The organism is Rhodococcus sp. DMU2021, from assembly GCF_019641445.1.
GTDB lineage: Bacteria > Actinomycetota > Actinomycetes > Mycobacteriales > Mycobacteriaceae > Rhodococcus > Rhodococcus pyridinivorans.
In genome coordinates, this window is the sequence record NZ_JAIFKB010000007.1 from 1 (window position 1) to 12,680 (window position 12,680).

The 12,680-nt window shown below is 68.3% G+C and carries 10 protein-coding genes and 1 riboswitch; of the genes, 4 read left to right on the forward strand and 6 right to left on the reverse strand.

Annotation, left to right across the window (positions count from 1 at the left end):
- Positions 1 to 126 precede the first annotated feature (126 nt).
- Positions 127 to 582, forward strand: a complete 456-nt coding sequence (locus K3M35_RS12095) for a putative immunity protein (RefSeq protein WP_374107761.1) — start codon at positions 127 to 129, stop codon at positions 580 to 582.
- Here the strand turns inward: K3M35_RS12095 and K3M35_RS12100 are convergent.
- Complete coding sequence (locus K3M35_RS12100; protein WP_374107762.1) at positions 579 to 1,958, reverse strand: M1 family metallopeptidase; 1,380 nt, start codon at positions 1,956 to 1,958, stop codon at positions 579 to 581. The genes K3M35_RS12095 and K3M35_RS12100 overlap by 4 nt on opposite strands.
- Entirely contained in the window at positions 1,925 to 5,830 is a 3,906-nt protein-coding gene (locus K3M35_RS12105) for a Pls/PosA family non-ribosomal peptide synthetase (RefSeq protein WP_220666465.1), read from the reverse strand. The genes K3M35_RS12100 and K3M35_RS12105 overlap by 34 nt, the downstream gene beginning before the upstream one ends.
- Before the next feature lie 165 nt (positions 5,831 to 5,995).
- Positions 5,996 to 6,113, forward strand: a riboswitch (SAM riboswitch).
- 68 nt (positions 6,114 to 6,181) lie between these two features.
- Here K3M35_RS12105 and K3M35_RS12110 point away from each other — a divergent pair.
- Both K3M35_RS12110 and K3M35_RS12115 read left to right on the forward strand, forming a co-directional pair.
- Entirely contained in the window at positions 6,182 to 7,495 is a 1,314-nt protein-coding gene (locus K3M35_RS12110; protein WP_039957820.1) for an aminotransferase class V-fold PLP-dependent enzyme, read from the forward strand.
- Positions 7,496 to 7,703: 208 nt separating this feature from the next.
- Positions 7,704 to 8,321: a hypothetical protein gene (locus tag K3M35_RS12115; protein ID WP_220666466.1), complete on the forward strand. Its 618-nt coding sequence runs from the start codon at positions 7,704 to 7,706 to the stop codon at positions 8,319 to 8,321.
- Between the two features lie 62 nt (positions 8,322 to 8,383).
- Here the strand turns inward: K3M35_RS12115 and K3M35_RS12120 are convergent, their stop codons facing one another.
- From K3M35_RS12120 to K3M35_RS12130, 3 genes are all read right to left on the reverse strand, one after another.
- A complete protein-coding gene (locus K3M35_RS12120) occupies positions 8,384 to 8,914 on the reverse strand; it encodes a winged helix-turn-helix domain-containing protein (protein ID WP_138841499.1) in 531 nt (176 codons plus the stop codon).
- Between the two features lie 218 nt (positions 8,915 to 9,132).
- Positions 9,133 to 9,606, reverse strand: coding sequence for a YbaK/EbsC family protein (locus K3M35_RS12125; protein WP_220666467.1), 474 nt, complete (start codon positions 9,604 to 9,606; stop codon positions 9,133 to 9,135).
- Between the two features lie 104 nt (positions 9,607 to 9,710).
- Positions 9,711 to 10,919 carry an RNA-guided endonuclease TnpB family protein gene (locus K3M35_RS12130; protein ID WP_220666468.1) on the reverse strand — a complete coding sequence of 403 codons (1,209 nt, stop codon included), beginning with the start codon at positions 10,917 to 10,919 and terminating at the stop codon, positions 9,711 to 9,713.
- Positions 10,920 to 11,036: 117 nt separating this feature from the next.
- Between K3M35_RS12130 and K3M35_RS12135 the strand changes: the two genes are divergently transcribed.
- A complete protein-coding gene (locus tag K3M35_RS12135) occupies positions 11,037 to 11,867 on the forward strand; it encodes a crotonase/enoyl-CoA hydratase family protein (RefSeq protein ID WP_033096936.1) in 831 nt (276 codons plus the stop codon).
- A 68-nt stretch (positions 11,868 to 11,935) separates the two neighbouring features.
- On the opposite strand, the gene K3M35_RS12140 is transcribed toward K3M35_RS12135, so the two are convergent.
- Positions 11,936 to 12,427, reverse strand: coding sequence for an inorganic diphosphatase (locus tag K3M35_RS12140; protein WP_006550524.1), 492 nt, complete (start codon positions 12,425 to 12,427; stop codon positions 11,936 to 11,938).
- Positions 12,428 to 12,680: the final 253 nt, after the last annotated feature.

Consider the following 12,680-nt stretch of genomic DNA (forward strand, 5'->3'; position numbering starts at 1 on the left):
GCCACCCGCTGAGCCTAAAACCCGGGCTGTTAGTGCGTGAAATCAGCTCGATCACGGCGAGAACCAGCAGGTCACAGACGTGAGCCGTCGTTCATGCCGAATACGTGAGCCAACTCAGGACAGGACGTGCTTCCCGTCTTCGAGGAATCCGTGCCCGAGGACCGTCGTCCACGTTCAGCACTCGATGCGGCGCGAGAATTCGTCGACGGTGCGCGACGAACGAGACTCCAGCGCGTCGCCGCCCTGGATGCCCACCGAGCTGCGAAGGATGCACCGACGGAAGCGGCTTCCCTCGCCGCGCGGTGTGCCGGCGATGCCGCCGCGGCTGCCTATCTGCACCCGATCGCGAAGGCCACTCAGGTCGGGCACATCCTGCGTACCGCTGCGAGTGTCGCTCGCATCGCCGAACTCCGTGCGGGCGGAGACCCGACGGCAGCTGAGGACTCGCTCGACGACGCCCGGCGCCGTGCGACCCCCGTGGTGGTCGACGTCCTGTCCAGATATCCGATCGCCCCTACCTCGAGAAGTCGTGTCGGACAGTTGATGAGCGCACTGGATGCATCTCTGCGCCCTCGGAACTAGGCGGTCGGTGCCGGGGGAAGCTCTCGCGTGCTCAACCACGCCTCCCACAGCGGCCGGAGCGAGACGTCCGAGAAACGTGCGGCGAGATCCTTGAACTGCGCCGTTGTCACGTTGCCGTGCCGGTGTTCCGCGGTCCACGTCCGTAGGAGGGTGAAGAACGGCTCGTCGCCGAGCTGCACTCGCAGGGCGTGCAAAGTCAGTGCTCCGCGCTTGTAGATGCGGTCGTCGAACATGTCCTTCGGGCCCGGATCCTCGAGCAGGATGTCCTGCGGCTTGCGGGCCAGACCCCGGTGGGCGTCGAGCGCATGTGCATGCGCCGACCTGCCGCCCGAGTTCTCCGACCACAACCACTCCGCGTAGCACGCGAATCCTTCGTGGAGCCAGATGTCGCACCAACGGTTCAGCGTGAGGCTGTTGCCGAACCACTGGTGCGCCAACTCGTGTGCGACGAGCCGTTCCTCGCGGCCGGTGCCGTCGCAGAAGTTCGCGCCGAAGATCGACAATCCCTGTGCTTCGAGGGGGATCTCGAGGTCGTCGTCGGTCACCAGAGCGGTGTAGTGCGCGAACGGGTACGGGCCGAACAGGAGCGTGAACAACTCGAGCATCTCGGTCTGGCGAGCGAAGTCCCGATCGAACGCCGCGCGCAACCGAGGCGGATGGATGCCGTACTGGGGCACGGGTTCGTTTGAGAGGGTGCGTATCTCGTAGTGCCCGGTCTGGACCGTGGCGAGATAGGTCGCCATGGGTTCGGGTTGCTCGTAGACGCGGGTGGTGCGACTCGCCTTCGTGGTCTTGTGCACGAGGGTGCCGTTCGCGATCGCGACGAACGGAGCGTCGGTGGTGACCGCGATGCGGTAGGTGGCTTTCGAACCGGGATGGTCGTCGCAGGGGAACCAGGTGGGTGCGCCGTTGGGCTGACTCGCGACGAGCGAACCCTCGTCGAGTTCTTCCCAACCGACCTCACCCCACATGGTCCGCAGTGGGGTGGGGGTTCCCGAGTACTGCACACCGAAGACGAGGACCGCCCCGGCAGGGAGTTTCTCGGCGGGGGTGACGGTGAGCTTGCCGCCACGATGCGCGAACTTGGCGGGACGTCGCCCGTTGACGGTCACCTTCGTGACTCGCATCGACTGCGCGAGATCGAGCGAATACTTGGCGCGCACGTCCGTAGTCGTGGCGATGATCTTCGCCCGGCCGTCGAGCCGATTGGACACGACCTTGTAGGTGAGTTCGAGTTCGTAGCGGGAGGCCCGGTAGCCGCGGTTCCCGCTCTCGGGCAGATAAGGGTCGAGCGGCCGGTCCGCGGCGACCGGCGCGACGGGCTTGGCGGCCTTGATGGGCTTCACCGCGGCGACCAGTCGTTCGGCGTGGTCCACGGCGTGATCGGATTGCCCTGCCAGCGAGTGGACGGCGGGACGACGTCGCCGCGCATCACCAGCGAGGCCGGGCCGACGGTGGCACCGTCGCCGATGCCCGAGGCGGGCAACGCGACGCATTGGGGGCCGAGCGTGGCGCCGGCGCCGAGGGTCACGGTGTCCATGGACATGATCCGATCATGGAACAGGTGGGTCTGTACAACGCAACCGCGTTCGACGGTCGCACCGTCGCCCAGGGACACCAGGTCGGCCTCGGGCAGCCAGTAGCTCTCGCACCACACACCGCGCCCGATCCTCGACCCCAGCGCGCGCAGCCACAGGTTCATCACGGCGGTGCCCGCCGCGGCCCGGGCGAACCACGGTGCCGCCACGGTCTCCACGAAGGTGTCGGAGACCTCGTTGCGCCACACGAACGAACTCCACAGCGGGTGCTCGACGCGTCCGATCCGACCGACGACGAGCCATTTCGCGATCACGGTCACGAGGCACGCCACGGCTCCGGCCACCATGAGCACGAGACCGCCCAGCAGCGCAGCGGCGAGATAGCCCCAGTGCACGGCGAGGGTGTTGAGTGCGAAGAGCACACCGAGCCCGATGCCGTAGGTGACGACCATGGGCACGAGCCGGAAGGTCTCCACCGCGCCGCGCGCGATCTTCAGTTTCAGCGGCGGTGCGAAGGTGCGGCTCGCGTCGCTGTCACCGCTTGCGCGCCGCAGGCGCACCGGGGGACTGCCCAGCCACGACGAGCCGGATTTCGCCTTCTCCGGAGCCGCGGAGAGCACCGCGACGAGCCCGTGCTTCGGGACGCGCCGACCCGGCGCCGCCATACCCGAGTTGCCGAGGAAGGCACGCTTGCCGACCTTCGCATGCGAGATGTACAGCCACCCGCCGCCGAGTTCGTAGGAGGCGACCATCGTGTCGTCGGCGAGGAACGCTCCATCGGCGACCTTGGTGAACTTGGGAACCATCAGCACGGTCGACGCCTCGACGTCCTTACCGATGTCGGCGCCGAGCAATCGGAGCCAGATCGGGGTGAGCATCGACGCGTAGAGCGGGAACAGGAAGGTGCGTGAGGAGTCCATGAGGCGCTCGGTGAACCACACCTGCCAGCCCACGCGGCTGCGCACGGGATGCCAGCCCTCGGTCATCCCGACGGCAAGCAGTCGCACGGCCGTCAGGGTGAGCAGGGCGAAGACGAACATCGTCAGCAGCGCCGCGACGGGCAGCATCGCCAGGGAGTGCACCACGGCGTCGGAGACGGTGGGGGTGTCGTGCACCCACCACACGAGCAGCGCGACCCCGGCGGCGATCGAGACGACGGGCAGACCGCCGAGCAGGATCGACGACAGCGCGTAGACCGGCACCCACCTGCCGCCCCGCGGCGGTGTCGCGGCGGGCCACGGCCGGTCGGCCTTGCCGGCCTTGCGGGCGGGGGAGCCCGACCAATTCTGCCCGGCCTTCACGCGACCGAACACCGCGGATCCGGCCTCCACTTCGGCGTCCTTACCGATCCGCGCGCCGGGGGCCAGGAACGAGCGGGCGCCCACCGTGGCGCCGGCACCGATCCGGATGCTTCCGATGTGGACGAGGTCGCCGTCCACCCAGTAGCCGCCGAGGTCCACCTCCGGCTCGACGGCACACCCGTCGCCGAGTTCGAGGAGACCGGTGACCGGTGGAAGACTGTGCAGGTCGACGTCGCGGCCGACCTTCGCTCCCAGCGCCCGCGCGTACTGCCGCATCCAGGGAGCGCTCGAGATGTTCACGGCACCCACGGCCTCGGACAGTCGCAGAGCCGTCCACAGCCGGAGATGGACGCTCCCACCGCGTGGGTAGCTTCCGGGCTCTATGCCGCGCAGGAGCAGACGCGAACCCGCGACGGAGATCGCCATGCGCCCGACGGGCGTGAGGAACAGCAGGACACCGAGCGCGACCCACCACCACGACAGGGTGACGGTCCACGGCACGTCGACGACGAGCGCGACGATGTTGTTCAGGATCGCCAGCCAGGTCACCCACTGCAGTCCGGTGAGGGTGGTGAGGACGGCGGTCACCGCGATCTGCCCGAGCTGGGCGAGTCGCGGCACCGGCATCACCTCTCGCGGTGTCGCCGCTTCCGTCGGTGCGAGTTCGTCGAGATAGACGGCGAGCGATCCGAGCCTCGGGTGGTCGTACAGTTCTGCGACGGTCATCTCCGGATACCGGCTCCGCAGCGCCGTGACGAGTTGCGCCGCCGCGAGGGAACCACCGCCGAGTTCGAAGAAGTCGTCGTCGACGCCCTCGATCCGGGCGCCGAGGATGTCGGTCCACAGTTCGGCGACCCATTCGGCGGTGGGATCGAGACCGAGTGCTTCCACCGAGTCGGCATCGGCGCCGGGCAGCGGCCACGGCAGAGCGTTGCGGTCGACCTTGCCGGACGTGCGGGTGGGCAGTTCGTCGACGAGCGCGAGTCGGGGGACGAGCGCGGCCGGGAGTTGTTCGGACAGCAGGTCGTGGGCCGACGCGATGTCGAAGTCCGGATCGGTGGAGGCGAGGTATCCCACGAGGATCGAATGTCCCGCGGCCGTCTTGCGGACCGCGCACGCACCGCCCGCCACGCCGGGCAGGTTCTGCAGTGCGTTGTCGACCTCGCCGAGTTCGATGCGGCGGCCACCGATCTTGACCTGGTCGTCGGCGCGTCCCTGGAACAGCAGACCGGCGCGGTCGAGCGTCACGAGATCACCGCTGCGGTAGGCGCGGTCCCAGCCGAGCGTGGGCATCGGAGCGTACTTCTCGGCGTCCTTCGCCGGATCGAGGTAGCGCGCGAGGCCGACACCACCGATGACGAGTTCACCGGTCGCGCCCTCCTCGACGGGGTTGCCGTCGGCGTCCACGACGGCGAGATCCCATCCGTCGAGGGGCAGGCCGATGCGGACCGGTCCGGTGCCGTCCATCAGCGACGCGCAGGCCACGACCGTCGCCTCGGTGGGGCCGTAGGTGTTCCACACCTCGCGTCCCGGAACCGCGAGACGTTCGACGAGATCGGGTGGGCAGGCCTCGCCACCGAAGATGAGCAAACGCACCGCCTCGAGGGCTTCGGCCGGCCACATCGCCGCGAGGGTGGGCACCGTGGAGACGACGTTGATGTTGCGCGAGACGAGCCACGGCCCGAGGTCCATGCCGGAGCGGACGAGCGCGCGGGGCGCCGGAACCAGGCAGGCGCCGTGCCGCCAGGCGAGCCACATCTCCTCGCACGAGGCGTCGAACGCCACGGACAGCCCGGCCAGGACCCGGTCGCCGGGACCGAGCGGCTCCCCTTGGCAGAACATTCGCGCTTCCGCGTCGACGAAGGCCGCCGCATTGCGGTGGGTGACGGCGACACCCTTCGGTGTTCCGGTTGAACCGGAGGTGAAGATGATCCACGCGTCGTCATCGAGGTTCGGGCCCCGCACCACCGGGGTGCCCGACGGCGCGGCCGTGCCCGGTCCGATGCCCTCGTCCGTGACGATGGCGGTGACCTGCGCTTCCGAGAACACGAGTTCGGCCCGCTCGTCGGGATCGTCGGCGTCGACGGGGACGTACGCGGCGCCCGCGGCGAGAATGGAGAGAATCGTCACATACAGGTCGCTGCGCCCGGAGGTCATGCGGACCCCGACCCTGTCGCCGGCCCCGACGCCCGCGTCGTTCAGCGCATACGCACCGGCGATCACCGCCTCGACCAGTTCGGCGTATTCGAGGACCGTCGCGCCGTCGTCGATCGCGGGGGCGTCGGGATGTGCTTCGGCAGTGCTCCGCAGCAGGTCGACGAGGGTGCGGGCGGGTGGAGTGTGCGACGCGCGGAGGAACTCGTCGGGGATGGGGGACCGGCCGACGGGGGTCGAGGTTATGGCTGGCAATTCCGCGGGTCCTTCTGCTCGATGGTGCTTCCGGTTATCTCACGTCCGGGTGGACGGCAGGTGAACGTTCGGCGCGCAGAACGCGTGTCGGCGTCGTGCGGTGCCGGGCGACGCGGAGCTGTGCGGGGTTGACACGGCCCGGTCGTCCTGCCATTCTCTTCGCCAGGTCATGAGTACCAGCGTCAAGCCCCGGCTAGCTGGTCGGCAACCCTCCAACCGCGGTGGGGTGCTCCGGGTGACGACCGGGCCGTGAATCCACTACCGGACACGGCAAGCGCGGACTCCGCCGGCGACGAGAATTCTCCGTCGTAGGCGTCACCGGCGGGTCCCCGAGTACACAAGGGATTTGTCATGACTGCTGTAGCCACCACCACCTGCATCGCTCCCTTTGCCACCGTTTCCGGCTGTGACGTGCAGGTTCCGCTCGTCCAGGGGGGTACCTGCACCTATGCGAACTTCGACTACGCGGCGAGCGCACCGGCGCTGTCCGCCGTCACCGACCGCATCACCGAGCTGCTGCCCTTCTATGCGAGCGTGCACCGCGGCGCCGGATACGCTTCGCGGATCAGCACCACCGCCTACGAGGACGCCCGCTCCTCCGTGTCGCGCTTCGTCGGCGCGGCCGACGACCAGGTCGTTGTCTTCACGCGCAACACCACCGATTCGCTGAACCTGCTCGCGAGTGCGGTGCCCGGCGATGTCGTGGTGCTCGACATCGAGCACCATGCGAATCTGCTGCCCTGGAAGAACTCTCGCATCGTCGAGGCTGCGGACACCGTCTCCGAGACGGTATGGCGTCTCGCGGTCGAACTGCAGCGCGCACCCGCGGCCCTGCTCGCCGTCACCGGTGCTTCCAACGTCACCGGTGAGGTCTTGCCGATCGCCGAACTCGCCGAGCTCGCACACGCTTCCGGTGCCCGGATCCTCGTCGACGGTGCGCAGCTCGTGCCCCATCGCCGTGTCGATCTCGTCGAGCTCGGTGTGGACTACCTCGCCTTCTCCGGCCACAAGCTGTACGCGCCGTTCGGTGCGGGAGTGCTCGTCGGCCGCCGAGACTGGCTCGACGCCGCCGAGCCGTACCTCGCCGGTGGCGGCGCGGTGCGCGAGGTGCGCCTCGATCACACCGAATGGTCCTGCGCCCCTGCGCGTCACGAGGCCGGCACCCCCAACGTGCTCGGCGTCGCCGCCCTTGCCGCCGCGTGCGATGCGCTCGCCGGTTTCGACGCCGACGCGGTGATCCGTCACGAGGAGGCCCTGTGCGCCCTGCTCGTCGACGGTCTGCAGGCCATCGACGGCGTGGAAGTGCTTCGGCTGTGGAACGATTCGGCCGACAGTGTCGGGATCGTCACCTTCACGGTCGACGGCTACGAGCCCGGCCACGTCGCCTCCTATCTGTCCGCCGAGTACGGCATCGGCGTCCGTGACGGACGCTTCTGCGCCCACCCGCTGCTCGCGCGGGTCGGTCGTGCCGGCGGAGCCGTCCGGGCGTCGCTCGGACTCGGCAGCTCGTCCGACGATGTCGAGCGGCTCCTCGGAGCGCTCCGGTTGCTGGTCGAGAACGGGCCGACGTGGGTGCACGCGAAGACCGCCGGCGTGTGGAACCCCTCGCCGGAGACGCGTCCCGGCCTCGGAGCGACCGACGGCGACGCATCTCCGTGCGTCTAACGGTCGACAATTCCCCATAGGATCAGTAGGGTAATTCGCATGGGACGGGCGAGGACGATCGCTGCGGCACGCTGGTGCCGTCGCCATGTCGACCTCTGCCGTACGGCATCGGGAATCTGTCCGGACTGAAGGTCTTCTCCCTCACAGTCTTCCGGCTCACAGGCCGATCCCTCCGTGCCGCTCCGCGGCCCGTACCGAGAGGTATCCCATGTCCGTCGCATCCACCGTCACCCCTGTATCCGCAGACCCGGCCGTCGTCGAGTCCGCCGCGATCCGGCCGTTGCGCGTCGCCGTCGAACTCACCGGTCACTCCGGGCCCGACTACTGGGCCGACCTGACCCTGGGACGTGTCGGCGACCCGCCGCTCGACCTCAGCGCCGATGTATCCAACGTCGTGCGGGTGCGTGCCGCCGACCTGCGTGAAGCCGGGAAACTGCGCGACCGCATCCGCGCAGAGGCCGCCGAGGGGGGCCGCGATCCCGATTCGGTCACGGTGCTCGTCGACGTCGAGATCGTCCTCGCCTCCGATGCCCGCACCGCCCGCACCCGGCGCACCCGCCCGGAATCGACTCGCGGGGAGGCCGGCACGCTGTCCTATGTCGGAACGCCGCACGGTCTCGCCGGGCTGATCGCGGACATCCATGCCGTGCAGGTCGCCGACGGCGTCACGCTGATCCCGTTCGCCGCGCCGTTCACCGTCGAGCATCTCGTCGACGGAACGCTGCCGTGGCTGGAGTCGCGCGGCCTCGTCGAGGTCTCGCCGACCGTCGTCGAGGTCCTGCGCCGGTTCGGTGAGGGCGCTCGGACATCCGTGCGCGCTTCCTGACACGCATCGGTATTGCGAAGGAGGGGCAGGAGTTTCGACTCCTGCCCCTCCTTCGCATGCGTTCACGCCGTACGGCGGTCGAGTGATTCGACGACGTGTACGCGCGGATCGGGATCGAACCGGTAGCCCGACCTGCGGACAGTGGTGATGATGTTGCCGAAACGTCCCAGCTTGGAACGGATCCGGGAGACATGGACGTCGACACTGCGGTTGCCGCGGTCGGTGTCGAAGTCGTCGTTCTCCGAGTATCCGGCGCCGAGCGGCCTCAATGCCGCGCGGGACACCACGACGCGGGGCCGACGCACCAGGTGCGCGAGGATCTCGAATTCGCTGTGACTCAACTCGACCCGCTGATTGTCGAGCACCAGCCCCCGGGCCGGCAGATCGATGACCAGAGGGGTCGGGCCGGGGCTGAGAAGAGTGTGGGTGCGCGCACCCGGGAGCAGATCGAGCGCGGTCTCCCGCAGAGCATCGGCGAGGGCGGCGAGATCGCCCGCCGACCCGGCGTTCGTGTCCGAGATCTGCACGATGAGAACGAGTTCGGGGGAATCGACCGAGCTGCCGGCCGGGTTCTCGATGGAGGACGTGGTCATGGAAGGGCTCCGCTGGTCGGAAGGTGAACGGCGCCGGGCAGGCAACTACCCGCAGCAGTGCGGCGCCGGAAAAGAGGAAGGGATGGTGCGGATCTCAGAACGCACAGAGGCACGAGCGGGTACGACACAGGTCGACATGCCTGCGGCTCCACGCTCGGACTGTCACGACGGAAAGTGTACCCGGATGGAGATGCCGGTGTACCGGTAGGTGGACGGTCTCAGTCCACGTCGACGTCGATCGCCGCGGTGATGCGCATGAGCTCCGAATAGACGGTCCGGAACAGTGTGTTCGGGCATCCACCCGACGCCCACAGATCCGGGTGGAGCTGCAGCGCACGGTCGATGTAGGTGGGCAGGTTCGTGGGATGACCGAGCGGTGCGACGCCACCGAGCGGCTGGCCGGTGACCTCCGTGACCAGGTCGGAGGAGGCCGGCACGAGTTCGCCGCCGAGCCGGTCGCCGGTCCGCTCGACCGACACGCGATGCGCCCCGGACACCAACAGCAGGATCGGGTCGTCATCGAGCAGGAAGACGAGCGACTTCACGATCGCGCCCACCTCGACACCGACCGCGGCGGCGGCCTGCTCAGCGGTGTGCACGGTCTCCGGCTGCTGGACGATCAGACCGTGATGGCCGCGGGCGATGAGCGTGTCCGAGACGCGGTGGGCATTCGGATGCAGCGACCTGGTCATGGATCAAGAGTAGGAAAATCGCCGCCGGATGGGCGCGGTTCCGAGGACGCGTCGTCGTCGTGTCGTGTCGTGGGGTGGCTCGATACAGTCCGTACGTAAACAAGTTACCCTTCGGTATTAACGCCTCTCCTGCCAGAAGGCAGGAGATCCCCGGCTCGGACCGCAACCGAACCACCCAGGAGGTGATCCGCCTGTCTGACGTCGTCGACACCGGTGTGGCCACGCTCCGCTACAGCCAGAATCACTCTGGCAGCGTTCCGGTCCCGGCATGCGCTGTAGTCGCAGGCCGAGCATCGGAAGGTTCGTTCGCCGAGTTCGAGGCGTTGCTTGGCTCTCGCGAAACATCTCGAACACGTCATCGACGTGTATGCGGGCCGTACCAGCACCACCTTCCGGCCGGCCCGCGTGCCCTGCTCGACGAGTTCGCGCTTCGCAGCGCCGATCGCGGCGTCCGCCGCTTTCCTCGCCATCGTGGATCGGGCGAGGAACTGGGGGCGGAAATCCTCCACGGCGATCAGTGCGTGGTGTGCGACCACCCCGCGCGCCCACATCCGTGCCTCGTGCTGGTTCCGCCGAGCGGCCTTCTTCTGCACCTGCGACGCACGTTTGCGGGCTCGCCGGTATCCGTTGGACGGTCGGCTTCCCTTGGGTCTGCGTCGGCGAGCCATGGTTCGTTGCGCCTTCGCCAGCTCCGCCGCGCAACGCTTGCGATGACCCCGGTGCGGCAGGTCGAACCGCTCGTCGGTGGTGGTCGCCGTGTGGGTCACTCCCCAATCGACACCGATCGCCGAACCAGGCGGCGCCGGAGCCGGAGGTTCGGTGCTGCGGGTGACGACGAACGACGCGTACCAATCTCCGACCGAGTCGCGGGTGATGCGCACACTCGACGGTTCGGATGGCAGTTTCCGCGACCACACCACCGGAATTGTGACGCCCTTCGGCAAGCGCAATCGGCCTTCCTGGATCCGGAAGCTGCGACGGGTGTACTCGAGAGTCGGCGACGTTTCCTTCCGGGACTTGAACTTCGGGCGGTTGCGTCCTTTCACCGCGAACGACGAGTCGAGCGCACGAGCGTAGGTCCGCAACGTCTGTTGTTGAGCGACCTGGGAGCCGGCCCGCAACCACGCCGATCGTCTGCGCGTCTCGGTCAGCTGTTTGCTCAGCTTCCCGGAAGTGGGTCGTGCGCCCGTCTTCTGGAGGTGCACGGCTTCGTTCCACAGGAACCTGCAGCGATGCCATTCGTCGAGCAGCGCGCGTTCGGCGTTGCTGCCCGCACGCAACCGGAAGTTGTAACGCACAACCTCGACCCCCATGCCCGGGCACGCTATCGACGCCCACCGACAGATTCCGTCGTCACCATCACAAGCCCGACCCTGGAAGGAGGACGGCGGTTCTCACCCTTGTGAGGGCCGAGAGCCGCCGAACACACATTGTCCGATCTCTCGCCTTGGAAAGCGTTCACCGTCGAACGCAAGGATCACGTCGCACAGGTCACGCTCATCGGCCCCGGCAAGGGCAACGCCATGGGCCCCGACTTCTGGGCGGAATTGCCCGTCCTGTTCGGTGAGCTCGACGCCGACCCCGAAGTCCGCGCCGTCGTCCTCGCCGGTTCCGGCCGGAACTTCTCCTACGGCCTCGACCTCGTCGCCATGGGCGGCAGCCTCGGCGCCGTCGTCTCCGGCAAGGCGCTCGCGAAGCCGCGCACGGACTTCCACACGTTGATCAAGAACATGCAGGCGGCCATCACGGCCGTCGCCGACTGCCGCAAGCCGGTCGTCGCCGCGGTCCAGGGCTGGTGCATCGGCGGAGCGGTCGACCTCATCTCCGCCGCCGACATCCGCTACGCGAGCGCCGACGCGAAGTTCAGCGTCCGCGAGGTCAAGGTCGGAATGGTCGCCGACGTCGGCACCCTCGCCCGGCTCCCGCTCATCATCGGCGACGGTCACGTCCGCGAGCTCGCGCTCACGGGCAAGGACATCGACGCCGCCCGCGCCGAGAAGATCGGTCTCGTCAACGACGTCCACGACGACGCCGATGCAGTGCTGGCCGCCGCTCACGCGACCGCCGCGGAGATCGCCGCCAACCCGCCGCTCGTCGTCCAGGGCATCAAGAACGTCCTCGACCACACGCGCTCGCCGCAGGTCGACGACAGCCTCCGCTACGTCGCGGCGTGGAACGCGGCGTTCCTGCCGTCGGAGGACCTCACCGAGGCGATCACCGCCGTCTTCGAGAAGCGCCCGCCGCAGTTCAAGGGCGAATAGACCCCGCAGACGACGGATCCCCCGGACGATCGCATCGTCCGGGGGATCCGCGTTGTACAGGCTCGGTGTCAGTGCCCGCCGTTGTTCTTCAGGCGCTCGACCGACGCGGTCACCTCGGCCTCGGCCTCGGCGCGACCGACCCAGTCGGCGGCCTCGACGTGCTTGCCCGGCTCGAGATCCTTGTAGTGCACGAAGAAGTGCTTGATGGCGTCGAGCTCGAACTGCGAGACGTCGCTGATGTCCTGGACGTGATCCCACCGCGGGTCGCCGGCCGGGACGGCCAGGATCTTGTCGTCGCCACCGGCCTCGTCGACCATCTTGAACATGCCGACGGGGCGGGCCTCGACGATCACGCCGGGGAAGACCGACTCGGGCAGCAGGACCATGCAGTCGAGCGGATCGCCGTCCTCACCGAGGGTGTTCTCGATGTAGCCGTAGTCGGCCGGGTAGCCGAACGAGGTGTACAGGTAACGATCGAGCTTGACGCGTCCGGTCTCGTGATCGACCTCGTACTTGTTCCGCTGTCCCTTGGGGATCTCGATGGTGACCTCGAACTCCACGCCTTGCCTCACTTCGTCGGTGTTTTTCCGGCGGATACGACATCCGTATCTGCGGTGATGGTCCGCAGAGAGGATAACGGTCGCGGCGCTAGGCTGGAGGTGCAGGTACCGGGGCCCCGAGTGCGTCACAGCAGTGTGCGGCCGGCAGCGGGAAGTGCGGGTAGCTGGTCGACCAGTGTGTGCAGGATGCAGCGGAGGCGTGTTGACGGGGCAGGGCGGCAACAAGAAGCAGGGTTCACTGGCAACCAGGCGA